Annotated in this window: 25 protein-coding genes and 2 tRNA genes; 8 read left to right on the forward strand and 19 right to left on the reverse strand. The window is 57.4% G+C overall.

Annotated features, from left to right (window positions below; all coding sequences use genetic code 11):
• Nucleotides 1-22 precede the first annotated feature (22 nt).
• Nucleotides 23-859, forward strand: coding sequence for a class I SAM-dependent methyltransferase (locus KZZ06_RS13120; protein WP_219580573.1), 837 nt, complete (start codon nucleotides 23-25; stop codon nucleotides 857-859).
• A 43-nt stretch (nucleotides 860-902) separates the two neighbouring features.
• Nucleotides 903-976 (forward strand) — tRNA-Gly (locus KZZ06_RS13125).
• Between the two features lie 122 nt (nucleotides 977-1,098).
• Here the strand turns inward: KZZ06_RS13125 and KZZ06_RS13130 are convergent.
• The 9 genes from KZZ06_RS13130 to KZZ06_RS13165 all read right to left on the reverse strand — a co-directional run bounded on the left by KZZ06_RS13130 (nucleotide 1,099) and on the right by KZZ06_RS13165 (nucleotide 9,075).
• Nucleotides 1,099-1,770, reverse strand: coding sequence for a hypothetical protein (locus KZZ06_RS13130; RefSeq protein ID WP_219580574.1), 672 nt, complete (start codon nucleotides 1,768-1,770; stop codon nucleotides 1,099-1,101).
• Between the two features lie 138 nt (nucleotides 1,771-1,908).
• Nucleotides 1,909-2,040 carry a hypothetical protein gene (locus KZZ06_RS22530; protein WP_257884351.1) on the reverse strand — a complete coding sequence of 44 codons (132 nt, stop codon included), beginning with the start codon at nucleotides 2,038-2,040 and terminating at the stop codon, nucleotides 1,909-1,911.
• A 1-nt stretch (nucleotide 2,041) separates the two neighbouring features.
• On the reverse strand, nucleotides 2,042-3,256 hold the full coding sequence (locus KZZ06_RS13135; RefSeq protein ID WP_219580575.1) for a formate dehydrogenase subunit gamma: 1,215 nt from the start codon (nucleotides 3,254-3,256) through the stop codon (nucleotides 2,042-2,044).
• Between the two features lie 80 nt (nucleotides 3,257-3,336).
• Nucleotides 3,337-3,930, reverse strand: a complete 594-nt coding sequence (fdh3B, locus tag KZZ06_RS13140; RefSeq protein ID WP_219580576.1) for a formate dehydrogenase FDH3 subunit beta — start codon at nucleotides 3,928-3,930, stop codon at nucleotides 3,337-3,339.
• Nucleotides 3,931-3,942: 12 nt separating this feature from the next.
• Nucleotides 3,943-6,945 (reverse strand): formate dehydrogenase subunit alpha, encoded by a 3,003-nt coding sequence (locus KZZ06_RS13145; protein WP_219580577.1) that lies wholly within the window; start codon nucleotides 6,943-6,945, stop codon nucleotides 3,943-3,945.
• Between the two features lie 98 nt (nucleotides 6,946-7,043).
• The gene (locus KZZ06_RS13150) at nucleotides 7,044-7,235 is read right to left on the reverse strand and encodes a twin-arginine translocation signal domain-containing protein (RefSeq protein WP_219580578.1); all 192 of its coding nucleotides are present in this window, start codon (nucleotides 7,233-7,235) and stop codon (nucleotides 7,044-7,046) included.
• A 54-nt stretch (nucleotides 7,236-7,289) separates the two neighbouring features.
• Nucleotides 7,290-7,904, reverse strand: coding sequence for a molecular chaperone (locus tag KZZ06_RS13155; protein WP_219580579.1), 615 nt, complete (start codon nucleotides 7,902-7,904; stop codon nucleotides 7,290-7,292).
• On the reverse strand, nucleotides 7,901-8,512 hold the full coding sequence (locus KZZ06_RS13160; RefSeq protein WP_219580580.1) for a DUF3306 domain-containing protein: 612 nt from the start codon (nucleotides 8,510-8,512) through the stop codon (nucleotides 7,901-7,903). The genes KZZ06_RS13155 and KZZ06_RS13160 overlap by 4 nt, the downstream gene beginning before the upstream one ends.
• The gene (locus tag KZZ06_RS13165; RefSeq protein WP_257884352.1) at nucleotides 8,509-9,075 is read right to left on the reverse strand and encodes a DUF3305 domain-containing protein; all 567 of its coding nucleotides are present in this window, start codon (nucleotides 9,073-9,075) and stop codon (nucleotides 8,509-8,511) included. Before KZZ06_RS13165 ends, KZZ06_RS13160 begins: the two co-directional genes overlap by 4 nt.
• Nucleotides 9,076-9,362: 287 nt before the next feature.
• On the opposite strand from KZZ06_RS13165, the gene KZZ06_RS13170 reads away from it, so the two are divergent.
• The 5 genes from KZZ06_RS13170 (at nucleotide 9,363) to KZZ06_RS13190 (ending at nucleotide 13,923) form a co-directional block, all read left to right on the forward strand.
• Nucleotides 9,363-11,312: a 4Fe-4S binding protein gene (locus tag KZZ06_RS13170; protein WP_219580581.1), complete on the forward strand. Its 1,950-nt coding sequence runs from the start codon at nucleotides 9,363-9,365 to the stop codon at nucleotides 11,310-11,312.
• Nucleotides 11,313-11,431: 119 nt separating this feature from the next.
• A complete protein-coding gene (locus KZZ06_RS13175; RefSeq protein ID WP_219580582.1) occupies nucleotides 11,432-11,626 on the forward strand; it encodes a DUF6494 family protein in 195 nt (64 codons plus the stop codon).
• Between the two features lies 1 nt (nucleotide 11,627).
• Nucleotides 11,628-12,695: an Mrp/NBP35 family ATP-binding protein gene (locus tag KZZ06_RS13180; protein ID WP_219580583.1), complete on the forward strand. Its 1,068-nt coding sequence runs from the start codon at nucleotides 11,628-11,630 to the stop codon at nucleotides 12,693-12,695.
• The gene (locus KZZ06_RS13185; protein WP_219580584.1) at nucleotides 12,692-13,396 is read left to right on the forward strand and encodes a biotin/lipoate--protein ligase family protein; all 705 of its coding nucleotides are present in this window, start codon (nucleotides 12,692-12,694) and stop codon (nucleotides 13,394-13,396) included. The genes KZZ06_RS13180 and KZZ06_RS13185 overlap by 4 nt, the downstream gene beginning before the upstream one ends.
• Entirely contained in the window at nucleotides 13,393-13,923 is a 531-nt protein-coding gene (locus tag KZZ06_RS13190) for a DUF6505 family protein (RefSeq protein ID WP_219580585.1), read from the forward strand. Before KZZ06_RS13185 ends, KZZ06_RS13190 begins: the two co-directional genes overlap by 4 nt.
• Here the strand turns inward: KZZ06_RS13190 and KZZ06_RS13195 are convergent.
• The 3 genes from KZZ06_RS13195 to KZZ06_RS13205 are packed head-to-tail and all read right to left on the reverse strand — an operon-like array spanning nucleotide 13,920 to nucleotide 16,122.
• A complete protein-coding gene (locus KZZ06_RS13195) occupies nucleotides 13,920-14,720 on the reverse strand; it encodes a substrate-binding domain-containing protein (RefSeq protein ID WP_219580586.1) in 801 nt (266 codons plus the stop codon). The two genes, KZZ06_RS13190 and KZZ06_RS13195, sit on opposite strands and share 4 nt — an antisense overlap.
• A complete protein-coding gene (locus KZZ06_RS13200; protein WP_219580587.1) occupies nucleotides 14,717-15,424 on the reverse strand; it encodes an ATP-binding cassette domain-containing protein in 708 nt (235 codons plus the stop codon). The genes KZZ06_RS13195 and KZZ06_RS13200 overlap by 4 nt, the downstream gene beginning before the upstream one ends.
• Complete coding sequence (locus KZZ06_RS13205; RefSeq protein ID WP_219580588.1) at nucleotides 15,418-16,122, reverse strand: ABC transporter permease; 705 nt, start codon at nucleotides 16,120-16,122, stop codon at nucleotides 15,418-15,420. The genes KZZ06_RS13200 and KZZ06_RS13205 overlap by 7 nt, the downstream gene beginning before the upstream one ends.
• Nucleotides 16,123-16,427: 305 nt before the next feature.
• Here KZZ06_RS13205 and KZZ06_RS13210 point away from each other — a divergent pair.
• Nucleotides 16,428-16,503 (forward strand) — tRNA-Val (locus KZZ06_RS13210).
• 110 nt (nucleotides 16,504-16,613) lie between these two features.
• Here KZZ06_RS13210 and KZZ06_RS13215 read toward each other — a convergent pair.
• From KZZ06_RS13215 to KZZ06_RS13245, 7 genes are all read right to left on the reverse strand, one after another.
• Complete coding sequence (locus KZZ06_RS13215; RefSeq protein ID WP_219580589.1) at nucleotides 16,614-18,920, reverse strand: ATP-binding protein; 2,307 nt, start codon at nucleotides 18,918-18,920, stop codon at nucleotides 16,614-16,616.
• A gap of 100 nt (nucleotides 18,921-19,020) precedes the next feature.
• Nucleotides 19,021-19,713 carry an ABC transporter substrate-binding protein gene (locus KZZ06_RS13220; protein WP_219580590.1) on the reverse strand — a complete coding sequence of 231 codons (693 nt, stop codon included), beginning with the start codon at nucleotides 19,711-19,713 and terminating at the stop codon, nucleotides 19,021-19,023.
• 306 nt (nucleotides 19,714-20,019) lie between these two features.
• The gene (locus KZZ06_RS13225; RefSeq protein WP_219580591.1) at nucleotides 20,020-20,952 is read right to left on the reverse strand and encodes an ornithine cyclodeaminase family protein; all 933 of its coding nucleotides are present in this window, start codon (nucleotides 20,950-20,952) and stop codon (nucleotides 20,020-20,022) included.
• Nucleotides 20,953-20,956: 4 nt separating this feature from the next.
• The gene (locus KZZ06_RS13230) at nucleotides 20,957-21,310 is read right to left on the reverse strand and encodes a RidA family protein (RefSeq protein ID WP_219580592.1); all 354 of its coding nucleotides are present in this window, start codon (nucleotides 21,308-21,310) and stop codon (nucleotides 20,957-20,959) included.
• Between the two features lie 16 nt (nucleotides 21,311-21,326).
• Entirely contained in the window at nucleotides 21,327-21,647 is a 321-nt protein-coding gene (gene sugE, locus KZZ06_RS13235) for a quaternary ammonium compound efflux SMR transporter SugE (protein ID WP_219580593.1), read from the reverse strand.
• 18 nt (nucleotides 21,648-21,665) lie between these two features.
• The gene (locus KZZ06_RS13240) at nucleotides 21,666-22,568 is read right to left on the reverse strand and encodes a DMT family transporter (protein ID WP_219580594.1); all 903 of its coding nucleotides are present in this window, start codon (nucleotides 22,566-22,568) and stop codon (nucleotides 21,666-21,668) included.
• Nucleotides 22,558-23,193 (reverse strand): cysteine hydrolase family protein, encoded by a 636-nt coding sequence (locus KZZ06_RS13245; RefSeq protein WP_219580595.1) that lies wholly within the window; start codon nucleotides 23,191-23,193, stop codon nucleotides 22,558-22,560. The genes KZZ06_RS13240 and KZZ06_RS13245 overlap by 11 nt, the downstream gene beginning before the upstream one ends.
• Between the last annotated feature and the right edge of the window lie 33 nt (nucleotides 23,194-23,226).

Consider the following 23,226-nt stretch of genomic DNA (forward strand, 5'->3'; position numbering starts at 1 on the left):
CAAAGCCCAAGGATAAATACCCATGTCGCTTGCCAACCACGACCAAGAGGAATTCTGGACCAATAACGCTGGGCCAACATGGGTCGCCTATGAACGGCCGCTGGACGCGTTCCTAGCCCCTGTTTTGGACGGGGTTATCACCCGCGCAGGGTTGCAGGCCGGGCAAAGCGTGTTGGACATCGGCTGCGGCACGGGTGGGTCGTCCGTGCAAGCCGGGCGCGCCGTCGGGCCGGACGGCCACGTGCTCGCGGTCGACATATCAGCCACCATGGTGGCACGGGCGCGCGAGCGGACGGCGCAAATGCCATGGATCAAGGTGGCGCTGGAAGATGCCGCCGATAGCCCGTTAGAGGCCGTGCATTTCGATCATGTTATCTCGCGGTTCGGGGTGATGTTTTTCGCAGATACGCAGACCGCGTTTGAAAACATTTGCCGCGCGATGAAACCCGGTGCCACGCTCAGCTTTGCCACATGGGGGCAGATCCCCGCGAACCCGTGGTTCACCCTGCCCGCACAGATTGCCAAGGCTGAACTGGGTGCGCCGCCGAAATCAGACCCGGATGCCCCCGGCCCCTTTGCCCTGCGTGATCTGACCAAAACATGCGCGATATTGGAACGCGCCGGATTTACAGACGTGAACGGTGCCGCCAAGAGCATGCAACTCGCCCTGCCCGCCGGTGCGGCAGAGATTGCAGCGCTGTCCATGCATGTCGGCCCCGCCGCAGGGACGATCAAACATTTTAACGCGGACCTGCCCGCCCAAACCCGAATTCAGGCCGCGATGACCGATGCCTTTGGGCAATTTGACGGCCACGCCATCCCCGCCGAAATTAACTTTTTCACCGCCCGCAAGTCCTGACTTGACGCCTTGTGCGCCACGACATAAATCAGGTCCACGGCGCGCGGGTATGGTGAAAAGGTATCACGGCAGCTTCCCAAGCTTTAGTTACGAGTTCGATTCTCGTTACCCGCTCCAAGCCGCAATCTAGTTTAGTACGATTTCGTCAAAGGCTTGAAAAGATCGCATTTATGGTGCTCATTTATGAAGGAATGGGCACGCGGGATGATGATGTCTAAATTAGATGTCGGTTCCAACTTCTAACCGTAGTTGCCAACCCAATCAGGCCGCGGACCTTCAGGAAACGTCCATTCGTAGCCCGTTTTTCTCTCTAAACGACGGAGTATTTTCATAAGGCTTTCATGCATATGCGCATCAATGAACGTTATGAGTTCCTCCCACTCGTTTCGACCACCCAAAAAGAACCCAAGTCTCATCTGCATGCTTACCTTGAACCCATCGTCATCAAAATGTAACTCAATACCACTATTTATCGTTTTATGAGTACCATTGTGAGCATATCTTTGGTGGCGAAGGTCCATAATGTCTTGGTGAACGGGTCTTAAATGCTCCGGAATATCTGTCTTTGACAGCTTAACCGCTCCATTTCCGCTTGCGAATAGGCGCGCATAGGTCACAATAAATGCAGTTGTGAGAACTTCCTGCTCCAGTAGTGCCTCTGCCGTTACTTCAAATTTGGCTGTTTTTAGGCGGTGGTAGATATAACTAAGACTTGATGTTGTTGGTATTGCTCTCGCAAGCCTAATGAGACCTTTGATGTCGTTATCGGCGATCCGTAGGACCTTTTTACCTTGCTGCTTGCGTGCCTCAGCAGCCTCGCGATACTCCTTCGGTAGAAGATTGAAAAATTCTTCAGGTACATATACGAACTCTTCATCTTCCCGAAGATTGTATAGGTCTGATCGCGTCATATTGAGCACTCCTCAAGGACATCATAATCAGTTTTCTTGGCCTAGCAGATGAGTCGAACCGATATCTCTGAAATCAGATCGCTTTGCTGCTCAGAGTGCGCACAGTCGGCATGTACCTCCCTAAACCGCAAATTTCCCCTACTCAGACAAACGCACGTTCTCTGACGACGTGCCCGCTTTGGCCGTCGACACGTTGATAACCTCTAAAATCTGATAGGCCCCCGCAGCAATGATAACCATTGCGACGACGGCGATTAGAAACGCTTTCATGTTATGGCTCCTTGCTTGCTGTGGTTTTTGGTCCGGCGATCTCTTCGGCCCAGATGCTGTGATGTTCGCGGGCCCATTGTTCTTCGACCTCGCCCTTGCCCATCGCATCAAACGCGCCTTCCATCCCGATGGTCCCCAGATAGATATGCGCAAAAATAATCGCGGTCAGGATCACGCTGATCAGGGCGTGCCACAGTTGCGCGTATTGCATTTCCTCTTGCGGAGCGAGCGGGTACGGCAGATCGGCAAATCCGAACCATCCCGGCGCGCCCAAGCCGTTCAGCCACGAAAACGTATGACCGAAGAGATTGAATTCAAACGGGAAAAGCAGCGACAACCCGGACAGAGAGATTGATCCGCCCAGCAGGATTACCGCCCAGAAAATCAGCTTTTGGCCGGCGTTGAACTTTTTCGCAGGCGGGTGGCCGCCCCCAAGAAGCCCGCCGCCCTTTGCCAGCCAACGCAGGTCGGTGCGGTCGGGGATATTGTGGACAACCCAGATCACGAACACGAATATCAGCGCGATCATAAAGGCCCAAGACACGTTGTTATGCACCCATTTGCAGACAATCGCGACGGATGAAAATGCCTCGTGACCCAAGGCGGGGATGATCACGGTACGACCAAACAACGAGATCAGGCCCGTGATCCCAAGCAATACAAAGGACGACGCAAGCATCCAGTGTCCGAAGCGTTCAAACGCCTGAAACCGCAGCAAGGTACGGCCGGTCTTTTCACCTTCGATGGGGATGCGACCGCGGACAAGATAGAACAGCGCCAGCGCGAGCAAGGTGCCGCCCAGCAGGTAAATCGCGATCGTTTGCAGCGGCCCACGACGAAAATCGAGCCACCACATGCCGCCGTCCTGGATCAGGGTCGTGGCGGCGGGTACGCGCGCTTGGGTGGTGATGTCAGCCTTGCCAAAACGGAAGGCGCGCCACAGATCAGCGTCGGATGCCCCGCCAAGTGTTCCCAACTGGCCCGTGCTGGGCATCGCGTTGTCGGGATCGCCGGTTTCCGTCGCGCGGACCGCATCGTCGGCGGTTTTCAAACCCTCCTGACGGCGCAAAATATCGTCAAGTTTGGACACCGCAGGGTTGGTATCAACCGTGCTGGCCTGCGGCGGCACATTTGTTTGCGCATCGGCCCCCGACGCGACGGACAGACCCATCAAAACAGGTAGGCAAATCAAGAAAGCGGCAATCAAGCGATGCATCGTTATATCCCTTTCGGCTGACCAAATAGGGGCGGTCCCTTTGCAGGCCGCCCCTATGATTGTCGTATCATAACGGGCAGTTAGCCGCCCTTTTGATCATAGGCCGTGCCCCAGCCCCATGCTCCGGAGCCAAAGCCCCGTGCCACAACGCGTTCGCGGTAAATGCCCGAGACGACATCGCCGTCACCGGCAAGCAACGCCTTGGTTGAACACATCTCGGCACAGATCGGCAGCTTGCCTTCCGCGATACGGTTGCGACCGTATTTCTGGAATTCCGCGGTGGAGTTGTTTTCTTCGGGGCCACCGGCACAGAAGGTACATTTGTCCATTTTACCACGAGAGCCGAAGTTGCCCGCTTGGGGGTACTGCGGCGCGCCAAAGGGGCACGCGTAGAAGCAGTAGCCACAACCGATGCACAGGTCTTTCGAGTGCAGCACCACACCGTCGTCCGTTTGATAGAAACAATCGGTGGGACAAACGGCCATACAAGGCGCGTCTGAGCAGTGCATACAGGCGACCGAGATCGACCGTTCGCCGGGTTTGCCGTCATTGATCGTGACAACCTTGCGGCGGTTGATGCCCCATGGCACTTCGTGTTCGTTTTTACACGCGGTGACGCAGGCGTTGCATTCGATGCAGCGTTCAGCGTCGCAGAGGAATTTTGCTCTAGCCATCTTATCTCTCCCTTACGCTGTCCAGATTTTGCAAAGAGTAGCCTTGGTCTCTTGCATCTGGGTTACGCTGTCATAGCCATAGGTTTGTGCAGTGTTGGTGCTTTCGCCCAAGACATACGGATCGGCGCCTTCGGGGTATTTATCCCTAAGATCAACGCCTTCCATGTGTCCACCAAAGTGGAACGGCATGAATGCGACGCCTTCGCCGACCCGTTCGGTGACCATGGCCATCACTTTGACCTTGCCGCCTTCGGGGCCTTCGACCCAGACCTGTTGCCCGTCACGGACGCCCAGATTGTTGGCATCGCGTGTGTTGATTTCGACGAACATGTCTTGCTGCAATTCGGCCAGCCACGGGTTTGAACGTGTCTCGTCGCCGCCACCCTCGTATTCGACCAAACGACCAGAGGTCAGGATGATCGGATAATCCTCCGAGAAATCTTTTTCCTGGATCGAAGCGTACATGGTTGGCACGCGCCAGAACTTTTTATCCTCGTAGGTCGGGTAATCAGCCACTAGATCCCGGCGGTTCGAATACAACGGTTCGCGGTGGATCGGTACCGGATCAGGGAAGGTCCAGACCACGGCGCGGGCCTTGGCGTTGCCAAAGGGCGCACAACCATGTGCAATTGCAACCCGCTGAATACCGCCAGAAAGGTCGGTCTTCCAGTTCACGCCACCGGTTTTCTGTGCGTAATCCGATTGGATTTCACCGGTTTGCGAGGTTTCACCGACTTCTTCGTTGCCGGTACCACCGTCATCCGACGCGTTGCCCACGGTAGGATCGCCATCAGGGAAACCCGCAACAAAGTTGATCGACGCGCGTTCGCCGTCCGTCAGATCGCCATCCCACCCCAGATCACGCAGCATTTGCATGGTGAATTCGGGATAACCGTCTTCGATTTCGGACCCGGCCGAGAATACACCCTCGGCCAACAGGTTCTCGCCCTCACGTTCGACACCGAAACGGGCGCGGAACGTCAGGCCGCCCTCTGCGACCGGCAGGGACATATCGTATAGGTTCGCGGTACCGGGGTGGTTCATCTCGGCTGTGCCCCAAGATGGCCATGGCAGACCGTAGAAATCACCATCAGCCGGCCCGCCATTTGCCCGCAATGTGGTGCGGTCAAAGGTGTGTTGGTTGGCCATGTGCATCTTCATCCGCTCGGGGCTTTGGCCCGTATAGCCGATGGTCCACATACCGCGGTTAAATTCGCGGGTGATGTCCTCGACGTTTGGCTCGCCACCGTCATCAATCGCGATGTTGCGGAAGATTTTGTCGTGAAAGCCGAACTTTTCGGCAAACTTCGCGATGATCGTGTGATCGGGCAATGATTCAAACAGTGGATCAACCACCTTGTCACGCCATTGCAGCGACCGGTTGGACGCCGTCACAGATCCGCGTGTTTCAAACTGCGTACAGGCCGGCAGCAGGTAAACCCCGTCGGTGCGGTCTTGCAGGACGGCAGACACTGTTGGATAGGGATCGACCACGACAAGCATGTCGAGTTTCTCCATCGCGGTTTTCATTTCCTTTTGGCGGGTCTGAGAGTTGGGCGCGTGGCCCCACAAAACCATCGCCCGTGTGTTGTCGGGCTGGTCAAGGTTCTCGGCCTCTTCCAAAACGCCGTCAATCCAACGACTTACGGGGATACCCGTCAGGTTCATCATTGGCGTATCGCCAACTGTCTCACTGCTGAAACGCCCCTTGAGGAAATCAAGGTCTTCTTCCCAGACGCGTGCCCAGTGGGCCCAAGCACCTGCGGAAAGACCGTAATACCCCGGCAGCGTATCTGCCAGAACGCCAAGGTCGGTAGCCCCTTGCACGTTGTCGTGGCCGCGGAAAATATTGGTGCCGCCGCCTGCCGTACCCATGTTGCCAAGGGCCAGTTGCAAGATGCAGTAGGCGCGCGTGTTGTTGTTACCATTCGTGTGCTGGGTACCACCCATACACCAGATCACGGTGCCGGGACGGTTGTTCGCAAGTGTCCGCGCCACACGCTCGAGCTGGGCACCGGGGGTGCCGGTTACACGCTCGACCTCGTCTGGCGTCCATTTGGCCACTTCGGTCTTGATCTCCTCCATGCCCCAGACACGGGTACGAATGAATTCTTTGTCTTCCCAGCCGTTTTCAAAGATGTGCCACAGGATACCCCAGACCAACGCCACATCCGAACCGGGACGGAAGCGTACATATTCGTCTGCATGGGCCGCCGTGCGGGTAAAGCGCGGGTCACATACGATCAGCGGCGCGTTGTTTTGTTCCTTGGCCTTCAGCAGGTGCAGCAGGGACACGGGGTGTGCCTCGGCCGGGTTGCCGCCGATGACAAAAATCGCCTTGCTGTTGTGGATGTCGTTATAGCTGTTGGTCATGGCACCGTAGCCCCATGTGTTCGCCACACCCGCAACGGTCGTCGAGTGGCAGATACGTGCCTGATGGTCGACGTTGTTGGTGCCCCAATAGGCCGCGAACTTGCGGAACAGATAGGCCTGTTCGTTGTTATGCTTGGCACTGCCCAGCCAGTATACTGAATCCGGCCCGCTTTCGTCGCGGATTTTCATCATGCCGTCGCCGATCTCGTTGATCGCCTGATCCCAGCTGATGCGAACCCACTGACCGCCTTCTTTTTTCATCGGATATTTCAAGCGACGTTCGCCATGGGCGTGTTCGCGTACCGATGCGCCTTTGGCACAGTGTGCCCCAAGGTTGAACGGGCTGTCCCAGCCGGGTTCCTGCCCCGTCCAGACGCCATTATCGACCTCGGCAATCACGGTACAACCGACGGAACAGTGGGTGCATACTGATTTAACCGTTTCAACCGCGCGGGTCGCGGCGGTTTGGGCAGTCGCCTTGGTGACGGAGCCGCCAGTCGCGGCAATCGCCGTCAGCCCGCCAATGGCAAGGCCGGAACCGCGCAAAAATCCACGTCGGTCAATGGTGTTATTACCGTTGTTCACCACAATCGGCGCGCGGCCAGATCTGCGTGTATACCCGTTGGTCTTTTTCCTCAGCATGGTATTCCTCCCTTTTCCAGCATTCGCCGGAGAATTCTACGTCGCTCACCGCATTGGCGTATCAAGCCATTTGCCGATGTTCAGTTGGCTATTAGAAACTAGAAACGTGTGCTTTCCAGATAGGCACGGGTGTGTGCCGTATCCTGCATGGTCTCGGATGATAGATCCGCTATTTGTGCTTCGGCTTGCGTTGCCCCACCCGCTGCAATCGCGGCGGCGGCCACAGGGGCCGCAGTGCCTGCAAATTTCAGAAAGTCGCGGCGGCTTGCGCCTTTTGTCTTGTCCGTCATTTGGTACCTTCCCTTCAAGTTATCCGGCGGGCGTCCCCACCAGAGAGTTACGCATTACCGGTCAGCCTTGGTCATGCGGAATGCTTCGCGTTCAATATCCATAAAGGCTGCGCCAACGGCCCCCACAGATGCGTATAGAACTGATGATTTGGCAGCTTGCAGATCGGCAAAGTAATGCGCCGCCCAACTGCCAATATGTGCGTTAAAGAACTGCTGTTGTTCTGTAATCGTGGCCACGCGGCCAAACCGCCCGACGATCATGCCCGCCATCATCTCCATCAGGGATGCGATGTTGTCTTCGGGCTCGAACACATCCTGGGCGCGGGTCATACCGAGGCTGGCCATGGTCTTGCGCAGGTTCGCCAGCGGTTTTTCGTTCAAAAAACCGGTCAGATAATAGCTGGCATAGGGCAGCAATTCGCCACGTCCCAACCCAATGAACAACGCGTTGAATTCGGTGCGTACGGATTTCGGTCGCGATACCTTTGCCACGCGCGCCAGCCCTTGAATAGCTTGACCCAATGGGGTCTCGTCGCCCTCGAGGTTTGCGGTTTGGTCCAGCAGCATCTGGTCCGGTGGCCCGGACAGCATAACACCCAGATAGTTGTACAAATCCGCGCGCAGGCGGTCCTCTTGGATCACTTCGGGCAATGTAGCGGCCACGTTCATGCGTTTTGCCCTTCGATATGAAATTGCATGCGGCGGCGGGTCGGCGCGATATGCGCGCTGTCCTCGGCGTCGTCGGCATGCGTGTCGTCCAGTTGTATTTCTTCGGCGGCGGCGGTCACCTGATCTTCGACCAATGACGTCTCGTGGTTTTCATCGGTTTCTTCCGTTTCTGCAACAAGGGGTTCTTCAACGGCCGATTCATCCGCTTGGCGCTCCATCTCGAGCAGATGCGCCAACATGCCTTTGCCAACTTGATAGCTGGTCTTGATCGGCCCCTGCCCCGTGCTGCCGGTCAGGTAATCATCGTCATAGTCGTTCAACCCGTCGACGCAGGCCAATACAGGATTGCTGCGCCATAGCGACCGCAACGCCCGTTTACGTAGATGTTGCGGGACCGTTTTCACCATAAAGGCTTTGACGTTGTCGCCCAGAACCAACGCGTCAGGATCAGGCAGGCCCAATTCCTCAAGGATTTCAGCGTCGGTCTTTTCCGCCATTTCCGCCTGCTGCTCTGCCACAACGGCATCTTCGGCATCGCGCTTCAGCGCGGCCTCTTCTGCGGCGACGGCGGCACGTCTGCGTGACCAGGATGAAAGCGCTGCGGTCAATTGATCACCTCGCGACGGCGCGGCGCGCGGTAGACATCGGTGGTTTGACGGATACGAGAATCGCCCACGCCATCATCGGTCTGATCCACCCGCGCGTTTTTGCGGCGGCGCTTCACAAACGCTTCTTCCTCGTAATATTTTTCCACGAATTCAATGACCCAAGCCCGCAGTCCATGGGGCATCGGCAGCTTTTCAACCAGCTCTTCAGCCGAATCGCAGTAATCCTGCGCCTCGTAGGGGGATGCGGTCACAAGGGCCACAGACCACGGCAGGCCGCCGCTTTGTGCATTGGGCCGCAAAACCGTGTAGATCGACGGGACGCGGGCCTGCAATTCATGCGCATAGGCCTCGGCGTCGGGGACATATAACGTAAGTGGGAGAGTGGCCGCGTGGTATTCGGTAACGTCGCCCTCGGTCCTTAGAACCTTCCAATCGGCGGGTGCCGCGCCGGGCAAAATATCGGTGACCGTCCAAGCATATTTTGCCCAACGGGTAGCGCCTGGCGTGCGTCGCACAACGACGCCCACCGGGATGGTCACTGAATTTGGGTGGCTACGCGGCAATTAAATCCCCTCGTTTGGCTGCCCTTATCGTGACGTAAAATCTTGGAAACGACAAAGGTTTTTTTGACCTTTTCTTTCACGCAACTGTTATGCTGCGACGCAGCATGCGCCAGCGCCTGCAATTATTGGTTTATGCAGTTAAGCGATTGCACATAAATATTATTCGCGCCCTCTGATGCTGCACCTGCATTGGGTCCAGACGCGCGCATGAACCCGATTTACGGTTTACTGCGCGCGGTTTTCCTGACTACCTAAAGCACGATCCGCAATCAGCAAAAGGGAACACCATGACGAAAACCTTGTTGGTTTGTGATTGTCTGGGATCACAGCAGGTCGATTTCAAAGCCTTGGGGCAAGCGACGGGACTGGCCTGTTCGGGTTGCCATACAAGCCTGTGCACCACCCAGATCGAAACTGCGGCCACGGCGATCTCGGCTGGTGATGTCGTTATTGCCTGCGGCCAAGAAGCGCCCCGTTTTGCCGCATTGGCCGAAGAACTGGATGCCGCCGAGCCCCTATGCGTTGATATTCGTGACCGCGCCGGCTGGACCGCAGGCAGCGACGATACCACCGCCAAGATGGCAGCCCTTATCGCCGACGCGATGCTGGCCCCGCCGTCGCCGAAATCAATTGATGTCATCAGCGAAGGCACCTGTCTGATCATCGGTGGCGAAGACGCGGCCATTGCGGCCGCTGAAAAACTGTCAGACGCGCTGGCTGTGACCGTATTGCTGGCACCGGGCAGCGCATTTCTACCCACCCCGGACTATGACATCGTGATGGGCAACCTGCGCGGTGCCAGTGGCACCTTGGGTCAGTTCGACATTCGCATTGACGGTTTCCAGCAAAGTCTGGCCGGGGGCCGTGGCACCCCTGCCCTGACCGATCCGCAAAACGGCGCTATCTCGCAATGCGACGTTATCCTTGACCTGACAGGCGGGCAGCCCTTGTTCCCCGCCCCCGAAAAGCGTGATGGCTATCTGCGCGCAGACCCGGGCAGCCAGCCCGCCGTCGCAGATGCAATACTGGCCGCCAGCCAGATGGTCGGGACGTTTGAAAAGCCGCTGTATGTCCGGATGGAGCCGACGCTCTGCGCGCATTCCCGTGCCGAACAACCCGCCTGTTCAAACTGCCTGAACGTCTGCCCCACCGGCGCTATTCTGTCAGCGGGCGAAACCGTCAGCATTGACCCGATGATCTGTGCTGGTTGCGGTTCCTGCGCCGCCGTTTGCCCGTCCGGTGCCATCACCTATGACGTGCCGGGACCGGATCACATGTTCCGCCGGATCAGCACACTGGCACGCAACTACCGCATGTCGGGCGGCGAGAACGCGGCGCTGTTGGTGCATGACGATCATGGCACTGAAATGATCCAGCTTGCCGCCCGTTTTGGCCGTGGCCTGCCCGCCCATGTGATCCCGATGGAGATCAGCGCGCTGTCCGGCTTTGGCCACGCCGAGATGTTGGCAGCCCTTGCCAGCGGGTTCAGCCATGTCGATATCCTGCTGGCCCCCAAAACCGAACGCGACGCCCTTGACCCTCAGCTTGCGCTGGCCGACGCGATTGCACCGGGTCAATCCGCATTGCTGGATATCGCAGACCCCGATGCGCTGTCGGATCATCTGTTTAACCGCGCGCCCGTGGCCCCGGCCGCCGATCCGATCCTGCCCATCGGCAGCCGCCGGCAGGTCGCACGTCTCGCGGCCAAGGCCCTGAACCCCGACCAGCAGGTTCTGCCGCTGCCGCTGGATGCCCCCTATGGCGCAGTGTTGGTCGATACCGATGCCTGCACCTTGTGCCTGTCCTGCGCGTCGTTGTGTCCCTCGGGGGCTCTTGGTGATAATCCGGACATGCCGCAATTGCGCTTTCAGGAAGACGCCTGCCTGCAATGCGGGCTATGTGCCAATGTCTGCCCCGAAAACGCGATCACACTTGAACCGCAGTTCAACCTGACTGAAACCGCGCTGCAACAGGTGGTCCTGAATGAAGAAGAACCCTTTGCCTGCGTGGAATGCGGGACGCTGTTCGGGGTGAAATCCACCGTTGAAAAGATTGTCGAGAAACTGGCCGGAAAGCACGCAATGTTCGCCAGTTCCGACGCGGCGCGGATGATCCAGATGTGTGACGGCTGCCGTGTCAACGCGCAGTATCACGCCCAGAACAACCCGTTTTCAGGTGCCGAACGCCCCCACCCGCGCACCACCGATGACTATTTGTCAAAGCGCAAGGATCACTGATTTTGCAAAACCGTGCCGAAACGGCATGTCGCAAACTACATACCACTTAACCCACCGCCGCAGGCCATCTGCCCCACGCAAATGGACCCCACGCGGCCACGGATACAGGAGACCCCCACATGAGCGAAGATTTCAACATGTCGATGCGCAAGTTTCTCAAACAGGTAGGCGTAACATCCCAACAAGCCATCGAAGAAGCGCTGCGTAACGCCGGTGACACCACGGGCAAAAGCTTTGAGGCCAAGATGGTGTTGACCATCGACGGGCTGGACATGGAACATGTCGTTACCGGCAAAATCGAAGGGCAATCCTAAGTTGACCGTCACCAGAGAAACCGTTCTTGCCGTTCTGGCAGACCTGAAAGACCCGATTAGCGGCACATCCATTGTCGAGGCGGGCATCGTTAAGGCGTTGACCGTCGATGACGGTGTTGTGCGTTTCGTGATGGAGGTCAGCGGCGATCACGCGGCGGCCTACACCGCACTCAAAGACACTGGCGAGGCGCAGATCAAGGCGCTGGACGGGGTTAAATCCGTCTCGATTGTGTTGACGGCCCATAGCACACCGAAACCGCCACCCGACCTCAAGGGGTCTCGCAGTTCGGCCCCCGCTGGTCCGCAAAAGGTGCCCGGCATTGACCGGATTATCGCAGTGGCATCGGGCAAAGGCGGCGTAGGAAAATCAACAGTTGCGTCCAATCTGGCCTGTGCGCTGGCCGCCGAAGGCCGCCGTGTCGGATTGCTGGACGCTGATGTTTACGGGCCATCGCAACCGCGCATGCTGGGCGTGTCGGGGCGGCCCGCATCGCCGGATGGTAAAACGATCCTGCCGATGCGCAATTACGGCGTGACCATGATGTCGCTGGGCCTGATGACCAACGACGATCAGGCCGTCGTCTGGCGCGGTCCGATGTTGATGGGTGCCTTGCAGCAAATGCTGTCGCAGGTGCAATGGGGCGCGCTGGATGTGCTGATCGTCGATCTGCCGCCCGGCACCGGTGACGTGCAAATGACCCTTGCCCAAAAGGCCGAGCTGAACGGCGCGATCATCGTATCGACCCCGCAGGATATCGCCCTGCTGGATGCCCGCAAGGGGATCGACATGTTCAACCAGCTTGGCACGCCCCTGATCGGCATGATCGAAAACATGTCGACGCATATCTGTTCGGCTTGCGGTCACGAGGAACATCTGTTCGGCCATGGCGGCGTTGCCAAAGAGGCAGAGAAACTGAACGTGCCTTTGCTGGCTGAAATCCCGCTGCATATCGACATTCGTCTGGCGGCAGATGGTGGCGCGCCGATTGTGGTGTCCAAACCGGAAAGCACCCAAGCCATGGCATTCCGCAAGGTCGCAAAAGACCTTATCGCGCAAGGGCATGCATGACCTTGCCTGAATTTCCACCGCTGTTTTCCGGCCAAGACGCCAAGGGCGGTGACCCTTTCGCCTTGGCCTGTGAGGCGGCGGATGTGGGCTGCGATGCGGGGCTGGTGGTCTATGATCTGGCGGCCAGCACCTTGCGGGCGGCCATCGTCTTTGCGCCCGATGTGCCGCTTGGCGATGCCGCGGCAATGCTGCCCCTATGCGGCGTCGGGTTTCAGAACGCACTTGGCGCTTTGGCCCCGCCCGAGGTCGGCGTGCATCTGGGCTGGGGCGGCGGCATTTACCTCAACGGCGGGCGTGCGGGCCAGTTGGCCATGGCGGCATCGGGCAGCGACCCTGATCTTGAGCCCGACTGGCTGGTCGTCTCGCTGACCCTGTCGCTGTGGCCCGACAGTGATGATACCGGTCTGACCCCCGACCAAACTGCGCTTTATGCCGAAGGTTGCGCCGATGTGGCCCCTGATCAGTTGCTCGAAGCATGGGTCCGCCATACCCTTGTCGGGATCAACAACTGGGCCGACGGCGGCATGGCCAAGCTGCATTCAGAATGGTCCGGCCTTGCCCATGCCCTTGAGGGTGAAATAACCGTGGCAGGGCGAACCGGCAGCTATGTCGGGCTTGATGAAAATCTGGGTCTGCTGTTGAAGATTGACCAGGAAACCGTATTGATACCGTTGACCGCAACCCTGACGAGGCCCGCATGAAACTTGCCCGCGCGATCCATTTTGACGAAAGCGACACCCGGGTTTTCCACAACCCTGCCCGCACCGGTGAATGGTGTATTTCCGGCGGCTTCGAGTTTTCGAACTGGAGCGAGGGCGATCTGGTCGGCAAGGCGCGGCAGGCGTTCGCCAACGGATGGATGGGGATCGAAACCTTTGGCAGGGTCAGCTTTGTCGCGGTGACGCAGGTTGAGCAGCATGAACAGGACGTTCTTGCCAACCTGCTGGCCCAACATTTCGTCGAAATCTATGGCGCGCCAAACCTTGAGGCGGCTAAAATCGTCGCCTTGGAGGAAATCGCCCAGATGGCCGAGTTGTCCGAGGATCACGCGCCAAACACCCTGCTGACAGTGTCACGCGAATTGACCCCCGCAGGGGTCAAGGAAACCTATCGCGCGATTGCGGCCCAGGATGCAGACATCATGCAATTCGCCGTCCATGGATCACTGGACGAGGATGAGCCGCATGACCATGGGCATGGTCATGGGCATCATCATCACGATCATTAAGGCGTTGCGTTAAACACGAACAACGCTTCGCCATTGATCTTGTACCCGTTGATCAATTCAGCGGCGCGTGGGCTGGTCAGCCATGCCTCAAGCTTCATCGCCAAGTCATTGCGAATGTTGGCGTTTTTATCAGGGTTAACCGGCAGCAGCGCGTATTGGTTGAACAGCGCCGGATCGCCGGAATAGAGCAGCCCCAGATCACCTTTGTTGCCAAAGTTCAGCCAGCTGGCGCGGTCTGCCACGATATAGGCGTTCATGCCGGCTGCGGTATTCAACGCGGCCCCCATCCCTGCCCCGACCGGACGATACCAATCGCCGAACGCAGCACTGTCTAGACCGGCACTGGCCCAGATCTTTTTCTCGGCTTTGTGGGTGCCGCTGTCGTCGCCACGGCTGACGAACGGGGCTTTAGCCGCTTCAATCCGCTGCACCGCATCCGCCGCACTGGTCGCATCTGCGATCACGGCGGGATCGGCGTTCGGACCGACAAAGACGAAATCGTTATACATGATCTCGCGGCGATGCGTGCCGTGGCCCTCGGCGACGAATTTTTCCTCCGCTGCTTTGGAATGCACCAATACCGCGTCAACATCGCCCGCCTCGCCCAAGCGGAGCGCCTGCCCGGTGCCCACCACCAAAAGCCGCAGATCAAGATCAAGATCGGTCTTGATCGCGGGCAGCAGCACATCGGCTAGGCCCGAATTATCAAACGATGTCGTCACGGCCATGCGCATCTCTTCGGCGCTGGCCGCCTGTGTCCATAGCAGCATAGTGACCGCGGCTAAAATACGTTTCATGTTACAATGTCTCCTCTTAAGAAAGCAGCAAGCGCTTCGGTTTGTGGGGCTGAAAATTTGGTCTTTGCGGGCCCCGTTTCGTGAATTTTTCCGTCCAGCATAAACACCAGATTATGGGCCAGCCGCCGCGCCTGCCCCATGTCATGGGTGGCCATCACCAGCTGGGTACCGGCTGCCGCGATCTCTTGCAGCAGGGTCTCGATCTCGCGGGTGGCGTGACCGTCCAGATTTGCACAAGGTTCGTCCAGAAACAGCACATCAGGCTTGCGGACCAAGGCGCGGGCAATGGCCAGTTTCTGCCGCTCGCCGCCCGACAAACGGGTCGCGGGGCTGTTTTGCCCGGATGCCAGCCCGATCCGATCCAACCAGTATCCGACGGTTTCCCTGATCTGCCCCGCAGGCGTTTTAAGCAGTCGCAAAGGATAGGCCAGATTTTCGGCGACAGACCGGCGCAAAACAATGGGGGACTGAAAGACAAAAGCATGTTTTGACGGGTCCGGGGCGGTCCAGGTTACAGACCCGTCATTGATCCGTTCGATCCCGTGCATCACACGCAGCAGCGTGGTTTTACCCGACCCATTTGGCCCGATCACGATTGTGGGCCCATGCGGATTAAGCACCAGATCTATCGGCCCGATGATCCGCTTGCCTTGCCTGCGGACGGCAACATCTTGTAATTTCAGGGGAAATAGGCTGCTCACCATTGCCCCTCCCGTTCTGTGCGCGACAGGGTGTGGATCGCTAGGTTCACCACAATCGCCAGCCCGATCAGCACAAACCCCAAGCCCAAAGCCAAGGCAAAATCGCCCTTCCCGGTCTCGAGAGCGATGGCGGTGGTCAGCACGCGGGTCACGTGATCAATATTGCCGCCCACGATCATAATCGCGCCCACCTCGCCTATGGCGCGGCCAAAACCGGCCAGGGCCGCCGTCAGCAGATTGCGCCGGCCATCACGCACCAAGGTCAATATGCGCTGCCATTTTGAGGTGTTTAACGATATCAGCAGGTCATGATATTCGGCCCATAATTCGCGCATGGATTGATGGGCGATCGACGCGATCACCGGGGTGATAATAATCACCTGCGCGATGATCATCGCAGTGGGTGTAAACAGCAGATTTAAAACGCCAAACGGCCCAGACCGCGACAGCAAGATATAGACGACCAAGCCGACGACAACCGGCGGCAACCCCATCAGCGCATTGATCATCGATATGGTAAAACGCCGATAGCGGAACCGCTGGACGGCCAGATATGTCCCCAAAGGGATGGCAATGGCCGACGCGATCACCAAGGCGGTAAGCGTCACGCGCAGCGATCTAAGGCTGATTTCCCAAAGCTCGGCATCGAAATGCACGATCAGCCAGAATGCCGCGCTCAACCCCTCCCATATATCAACCATCAGCCGCGCGATCCCGTTTCACACTCTTGGTTTTAACGGTCGGGTTTTCCGCCCGGAATGACAAGGAGAAACTTCCCGAATCTGCGCGATTCAGACTAAGCAAAAGGTCGTAGCCCTTTAAAATGGTTGGTGTATTTTCCCAGCCGCTTGGCCGCGCCCCGCCGGGTCTTGGGGTGCAAACGATATGCCCGAGGCTGTCCATCCCATCCGCGCAGGGCCTGATATCAAAACTTTTGCAGAAAATTTGAAGTCAGCGCATTAATGGGGTTGAAACACCTGAGGGGCTTGGATAGTAGAACGCTCACGGGTCGTTAGCTCAGTTGGTAGAGCGCTTCGTTTACACCGAAGATGTCGGGAGTTCGAGCCTCTCACGACCCACCATGAACCCCCAGATATTACCAAGCACGTACAAGACCGATGCATTGCGATAGTTGGCTGTTGCACCCTTCATGGCCCTGCCCGCGCATCTTTCCACAGCAATTTTCAGAGCGTCACGTGAACGCCCGTGCCAGTGCTGCTTTCAGCTCGCAGATGGAGAGAGGTTTCAACAGGAAGTCGAACCCGATCGGTTCGAAGGAATTTCCCAGTGCAATGCTGCCATCGTATCCTGACATCACGATGACAGGCGGCGCGTCTGCACATTCGGATAATTGTCTGGCCAGCTCTACCCCTTGGGGTTCTCCGGGCATGACAGCATCAGTAAGCACCAAGTCAACGATTGCCCCCGATGACAGCACCGACAGCGCCTCGCTTGCGTTGCCCGCCTCGATGGTCGCATGACCCAGATGCTTTAGCTGCAAGACGGTCATGCGCCGGACATTCGGGTTATCCTCAACAACAAGAATGGTTTTCCGGTCGACCAAGGCGGGTGCAGTTTGCGTGTCAGGATCATTGCCGGCGCTGATGTCCGATCCGAGGGCCGGAAAGTACAGCTCAACAGATGTGCCTACGCCTGTTTCCGGATCAATTCTGGCGATGCCGCCGGATTGCTCTGCGAAACCACGCACCATCGACAGGCCCATCCCGTGCCCTGCCCCGAATTTCTTGGTCGAGAAGAACGGCTCGAATACCCGTGGCAGCAGCTCGGGTGGAATGCCGGGGCCTGTGTCCTCGACAACAATACGGACATATCGGCCGGGGGGCAGACGGCCCATTTGGGGGTCTGTCATCGTGGCGTCGATATCGATTTGTGACGTTGCAAACAGAATTTCGCCACCGTCTTCCATGGCATCGCGTGCATTGATGACCAAATTCAGGATCGTGGCTTCGAATAGTGCGCGGTCGACCCGGATGGCGGGCAGATCCTGCGCTAAAGACTGCTTGATTTCGATGGTGGCCGGAATTGTGCGCGACAGCATCGGCAACAGTTTTTGCATTATTACGTTTGCATCAGTGGGCTGTGGGGTTAGCTGCGACTTTTTACCAAAGGCCAACAACTGCATGGTAAGCCCCTTGCCCTGAAGGCAGGCATGCAAGGCCGTGGAAATGTAATCCTTTGCGTCCTCCATTTTCTCTTCTTGTGCGGCCAGCTCAAGATTGCCCATGATGACCGCAAGAACGTTGTTAAAGTCATGCGCGACGCCAGCCGATAAAGCACCCAGAGATTCGACACGCTGCATCGTCTCCAACTCGGCGCGCAGCCTCTCCTCTTCGCTGACATTAATACTGACGCCGATCATCTTGATGCGGTGACCGGATGCGTCACAGACGGTCTTGGCCACCCCGCGTAATGTCGAGATTTCACCGTCGGGGCGGACGATGCGAAAGTTTCGGTTGATGCGTCCGGTCCCGTCGACGGCTTCTTTGAGCATCTCGAACGCGATCTCTTGGTCATCGGGATGCAAAAATAATGTCCAGGCGTCGAAACTGTTGCCAAAGGTAGCGGGATCGGCACCGTAAAGGGCGTACATCCCTTCGTCCCATAGCAATGAATTGTCTCTCAGGTCCCATTCCCAGATGCCAAGCTGCGCTGACTGGGCCGCAAGCCGCATCCGTTCCGCTGCGGCCGCGATCTCTAGGTTGGCCACCTCGCGTTGCGCGCGCCAGTCGCTGATGGTCTGGTCCAGTGCGTCCAGTTCATCACCATCGGGTTCCGATTGCGTGCCGACCGACGTTGTCCGGAACCGCGTGGCCATTTGTTCGATCCGGCGTGTCACGGTCCAATAGAACAAAAGCGTCAACGCGAACGTAAGCGCGAGACTGTTGGCAAAGCCAGCAGCAAGGATGAGCGTGGTCCGCCGAAAAAACGACCGGGCAGCCACCAGCGGGTCAACCACCACTTCGACTTGGCCGACGTGAAGGTTCTCGGGTTGCACGACAAGTTCTAATGTCGAAATGATGGGTGCGTTACTGATCAGGAAACCGAAAATCGAGATGTTTTCGTTGGGCCGCGGTTTAGAGAGTTCCGCCAAGGTCCCGCCAAAATCATCCGCAATCCGCACTGTAAGGATGCTCGGTTCTTCCAGGATGCCCATGGCCAGTTCATCTGCGGCGACATCGTCCAACCGATAGGCCGCGCGGGACATGCTGCCAAGAACGGGTACAAGGGCTTGCTCGCCCAAGCTCGCTATGCGCTCTCTCTCGTCGGCCAGATCCGCCCTGATTTGAATGAAGGCAAAAAACATCCCGAGCGTGATCGCGACGCCGACGGCAAGGCGCGCTTGCCGGAAGGATAACCGGTTCGTTAGTCGAGACAGGTATTTGCGCAAATCTTCCAATCCTTCAAAGAAATCATCGGTATCGTCGCAAGTGGATCGCCCGTTGTTGTTGAATGGGCCGTGATCCAACAAAGTTTTCAAAGATTTACGCGCCACAATCACAATAGATACTGCACAACGTGATTTGCATGCCGGCTCTGGGTGGCCACCAGATATGCCAGATCACGTGGTGATCGCCTGTTCAGTTCATACTGGGGGGAATTCCATATCGGTCAAGGATGTCTTGATACGCCTCCGACGCAAGGACGTTGGCAATAGACACATTTACAGCGTCAAGAAACCTGTCGTTTTCCACGGTGTCATGGCAAACGACGCGAACGCCAGAGGCCGCTAGTGGAAACATCGGTTCAATCAGGTTCGGATCAAGGCCAAGCTGTTTCATGGTGATGTAGATGTCGGGAATCCACCCGCCGATGGCATCAATGCGTCCGGCAAGCAGCATATCAACCTTGGCTTCCTGACTTGATAAATTGACGATATTCGCGCCGGAGTCCATCAATAACGTCTTGATGTTGCTGCCCCTTAGGACGCCGATCGTCTTGCCTGCAACGTCGGACAATCCGCTGATTTTCGGCGTGCCCGGCATACCAAACAAGAACTGGCGGGTATTCAGAACCCGCGCGCTTTCAATCATATCTGTGTCGCTGGTGTCGAATTCCCTTAAAAGGGCCCCGTCGAGCGCCCAAATGCAGTCTGCATCGCCCGCGAAATAGACCTTTAACGCCCGTTTGAAGGGGAAAACCGAAAAGTTCGATGGCGCATCGGCACGTCGCAAAATTTCGTCCATCAGTTCTCCGTAGAACCCTGAGTTGTCGGCTTGTTGCAAACCATCGCCCAGAACCATCGAAACCACGTGCGTGGTACCGGCCTTCACGGGCTGTGCTATAAAGCCAAGGCACAACAGCGCAGACGTGACTATCAGTCTTTTCGTTGTATACCCTATTGTGGCCTCCTTTTGGGAGTGTCCCGAGATTGCATATCGGCCCTGCGGGCACCGTCTGGGAACGAACGGACGCAAACACGACCTATCAAAGGTTTCTGGCAGGTGCCTAACTTTCAGTATCCCTGAGGTTAGGCGACCCTACCCGCCTGTGGCAATAGATTTTTCCCATCGGCCTTTGATGATCGATACGAGCGGTTATCGCCTATTAGCAGGCGATACAGTTAAGATTCTGTTAACTTATTGAAACGCCAAAATGGCCTTGGCGGTCATCAGATCCAGATGGGCACCGCCGCCGTTCTTGAACACGGTAATCGCCTCGGGCGTCGCGCGCGTCACCTGCCCCTGCGACAGGTCGTAAAGATCCCCCAGAACATCTGATCGGGAGATTGTTCCCTGCTTGAGCGGGATCAGAAGCTCGCCGATGTGATCTAGGGTGGTATCAAAGCTATCAACAAATATGTCCGCGCGTTTCAGCAACGCGTCATCCGCCTCTCTCATGTCGGCCTTGAAGGCACCAATCAGATCAACATGCGTCCCCGGTTGGACCCATTCGCCCGATAGAATCGGATCACGGCTCATGGTGGCGGTCGAAATAATATCGGCCTGAGCGACTGCCGCCGCAAGATCGCCAACCGCCTCGACGTCGGCGCGACAATTGGCATGCCGCAAGGCAAGCGCGCGACTGTTTTCAATGTTCCGCCCCCAGACCATGATCCGCTCAAGACCAGCAAAGACCGTTGAATAGGCCTCGATCAGGCTATCGGCGACGACGCCGGTTCCGACGATCAACAACGTCTTGCTCTCGGGCCGCGCCAAAAGGGAAGCCCCGAAAACGGAATCGGCTGCCGTTTTCCAGTATGTCACAAGGCCGCTGTCGATCACCGCCAAAGGGCTGCCGGTTTTGTCGTCGAAAACCAGCATTGCCCCTTGGACTGACGGTCGGCCTTGTTCCTTGTTGCCGGGAAAAACGGTAAAGGATTTGATGCCAATACCGAACCCTTCGATCCATGCGGCCCGATTGACGCAGGTATCGGCCCCGTTACCCAGAAACTGATCGGCCACTTTGGCACGAGAGAGGCTATGCCCCCTGACCATCTCGTCAATTACGTTTTGCCAACCGAAACCGGCGGGCAACGAAGACTGATCGATATAGGGTAACGTCGAGGCCATAGGTTTAAGCCCGCGCTGCTGTCAGGATGATTTCGACTTTGTAATCCGGCGTGGCAAGTTTCGCCTCTCCACACGCACGTGTAGGCGCTTGTCCTTCTGGCACCCAGTCATCCCAAACGGCGTTCATTTCGGCGAAATCGTCCATCGAGGCCAGCCAGATCGTCGCTTGAAGCATGTGATCCGTATCCGAACCCGCTTCGGCCAACAGCCGCTCTATCGATGCAAGGCAATCGCGGGTCTGCTGTGTGACGCTTTCGCCTGCGGTACCGACCTGTCCGGCCAGATAGATCGTATCGCCGTGCACGACGATTTGGGACATGCGTTTGCCGGTTTGGTGACGTGTGATGGTATTTTTCATATGGTCCTCGATTTGGTTAAATGTTGGAGAGAGCTTTCAGCCCGATGATGCCTGCGATGATAAGCGCGACACAGAAAACCCGTGCCGCAGTTGCGGGTTCTGCGAGAAAAAGAATGCCAAAAGTGACGGTGCCGATCGTGCCGATACCGGTCCAGACTGCATAACCCGTTCCCAGTGGGATGGTCCGTAGCGCCAGCCCAAGCAACACCAAGCTCACGATCATTGAGGCGGCTGTCAGTGTGGTTGGCAACAGGCGCGTGAAACCATCAGTGTATTTCAAACCGACGGCCCAACCGATTTCGAACAAGCCCGCCAAGATGAGTAATATCCACGCCATTTTTCTGATCCTATGATATCAAGTGGTTGAGTTTTCTGTGTCTTTTTGGCTCACGGCCATCAAAATGCCAGAGCATAGAATGACCGCAATCCCCGCCCATGCAAGTGCGTTCGTGGCCGTCCCCCACAGCAGAAAACCCCAAAGACTGGCGAAAATCAGGAACGAGTACTCGAACACGGCGACCATGGTGGGGTTGCCGATCCGGTAGGCTTGGGCGATCAGCGTGACCGCGCATACCGCGCCAACGGCCTGAAACGCGGTTAGCCACAAAAACCGTTCGCTTGGCGCTGTCCAAGGGGCGGAAATGAACGTATCGCCCGGCCATAACGTCACAACACCGAGCATGATGATCGCCGCCACGCCAATTGTCACGAATATCCCCAAGGCCAGCGTGATCGCGCTTTCTTGGGTACACCAATGACGGGTCAGCATCATGCCCAACCCATAGAATAGCCCGGCCAGAAGCGGCATCAGCGACAGCATCGTCAGGTTTCCCAGATCAGGCTGCAGCAACATCAGGGCACCGGCAAAGCCCAACAGAACCGCGAACGCGCCCAAGCCGCCAATCTTTCGCCGGAACAGCACGACGGTCAAAACTGCGACCCAAAGCGGGGCGCTGAACAATCCCGCGCCCGCCTGCGACACCGGCAAGGTGCCAAGTGCCGCGAAATAGATCAGCAGGCCGATCGATACGGCAAGGCTGCGGCCCGCCAACAGCGAGATGTTAACAGGGCGGATCGCCCTGCCCGACACCCGCGCTGCGACCAGCAGTAAGGGAACCGCGAACAACGTGCGGAACACCTGAAACTGCCACAGCCCGGCCTCGTGGCTGACCGCGGCGACAAAATTGTCGATGAAGCTAAGGACGGCAGAAGCGGCCAGCGCCAGCCCCGCCGCCACAAAGGTCTGGTTAAGCGGCATTGGTTTCCGCTTGTGTTTGCATCGCTGAAAGCACCTCGTCCAGAGTCCGGATCGCACCATGCTGAAGGTATTCCACCGCCTTGAGCGACGCCTGATGTGCCTCGAGGCTTGAACCCGCAACACAGTCTTCGATCACGCGGCAAAAATAGTCGCCCTGATGCGCATCAACGAATGTATAGTGCACACAAACATCGGTCAGGCCGCCGACAAGGATCAGCGTTTCCGCCTTAAGCCCTTTCAGCAAGATTTCGAGATCCGTGCCGTAAAAGGCAGAATAGCGACGTTTTGAAATGCGGTAATCATCAGGGCGCATACCCAGTTCTTCCTCGGCGAAAGCGGTCAGCGGGTTGCTATCAAGACAATGCACATCTTCGTCACCATCGGTTTCACGCCCCATGTCAATCAGGTTAGCACGATGAATTTCCTGAATAAAGACCACCGGTATGCCCACCTCGCGGGCTTTGTCGATGGCCTGTTTGGAACGTGCCATGCGCGCTGCATAATCGGGCATGTGCGCGATGGCGCGCTTGTCATCAGGGATCGGCGCAAAGGTGGATTTCTGGATATCGATGACGATCAGCGCCGCGCGCCCTTCGATCAAGTCACGTTTTTTCGATGTTGTCATAGGATGAACTTTCTTCAGAGAGTGAGGGGGAAT

This window comes from Sulfitobacter sp. CW3 (assembly GCF_019392245.1).
GTDB lineage: Bacteria > Pseudomonadota > Alphaproteobacteria > Rhodobacterales > Rhodobacteraceae > Sulfitobacter.

Bases quoted from the DNA above. Each gene is read 5' to 3' on its own strand.
- KZZ06_RS13135 (WP_219580575.1), bottom strand. From the start codon at position 3,256: ATGCATCGCTTGATTGCCGCTTTCTTGATTTGCCTACCTGTTTTGATG.
- KZZ06_RS13130 (WP_219580574.1), bottom strand. From the start codon at position 1,770: ATGACGCGATCAGACCTATACAATCTTCGGGAAGATGAAGAGTTCGTA.
- KZZ06_RS13240 (WP_219580594.1), bottom strand. From the start codon at position 22,568: ATGCCGCTTAACCAGACCTTTGTGGCGGCGGGGCTGGCGCTGGCCGCT.
- KZZ06_RS13200 (WP_219580587.1), bottom strand. From the start codon at position 15,424: ATGGTGAGCAGCCTATTTCCCCTGAAATTACAAGATGTTGCCGTCCGC.
- KZZ06_RS13150 (WP_219580578.1), bottom strand. From the start codon at position 7,235: ATGACGGACAAGACAAAAGGCGCAAGCCGCCGCGACTTTCTGAAATTT.
- KZZ06_RS13230 (WP_219580592.1), bottom strand. From the start codon at position 21,310: ATGAAAAATACCATCACACGTCACCAAACCGGCAAACGCATGTCCCAA.
- KZZ06_RS13205 (WP_219580588.1), bottom strand. From the start codon at position 16,122: ATGGTTGATATATGGGAGGGGTTGAGCGCGGCATTCTGGCTGATCGTG.
- KZZ06_RS13245 (WP_219580595.1), bottom strand. From the start codon at position 23,193: ATGACAACATCGAAAAAACGTGACTTGATCGAAGGGCGCGCGGCGCTG.
- KZZ06_RS13120 (WP_219580573.1), top strand. From the start codon at position 23: ATGTCGCTTGCCAACCACGACCAAGAGGAATTCTGGACCAATAACGCT.
- KZZ06_RS13145 (WP_219580577.1), bottom strand. From the start codon at position 6,945: ATGCTGAGGAAAAAGACCAACGGGTATACACGCAGATCTGGCCGCGCG.
- KZZ06_RS13155 (WP_219580579.1), bottom strand. From the start codon at position 7,904: ATGAACGTGGCCGCTACATTGCCCGAAGTGATCCAAGAGGACCGCCTG.
- KZZ06_RS13175 (WP_219580582.1), top strand. From the start codon at position 11,432: ATGAGCGAAGATTTCAACATGTCGATGCGCAAGTTTCTCAAACAGGTA.
- KZZ06_RS13195 (WP_219580586.1), bottom strand. From the start codon at position 14,720: ATGAAACGTATTTTAGCCGCGGTCACTATGCTGCTATGGACACAGGCG.
- KZZ06_RS13170 (WP_219580581.1), top strand. From the start codon at position 9,363: ATGACGAAAACCTTGTTGGTTTGTGATTGTCTGGGATCACAGCAGGTC.
- fdh3B (WP_219580576.1), bottom strand. From the start codon at position 3,930: ATGGCTAGAGCAAAATTCCTCTGCGACGCTGAACGCTGCATCGAATGC.
- KZZ06_RS22530 (WP_257884351.1), bottom strand. From the start codon at position 2,040: ATGAAAGCGTTTCTAATCGCCGTCGTCGCAATGGTTATCATTGCTGCG.
- sugE (WP_219580593.1), bottom strand. From the start codon at position 21,647: ATGGCGTGGATATTACTCATCTTGGCGGGCTTGTTCGAAATCGGTTGG.
- KZZ06_RS13190 (WP_219580585.1), top strand. From the start codon at position 13,393: ATGAAACTTGCCCGCGCGATCCATTTTGACGAAAGCGACACCCGGGTT.
- KZZ06_RS13185 (WP_219580584.1), top strand. From the start codon at position 12,692: ATGACCTTGCCTGAATTTCCACCGCTGTTTTCCGGCCAAGACGCCAAG.
- KZZ06_RS13225 (WP_219580591.1), bottom strand. From the start codon at position 20,952: ATGGCCTCGACGTTACCCTATATCGATCAGTCTTCGTTGCCCGCCGGT.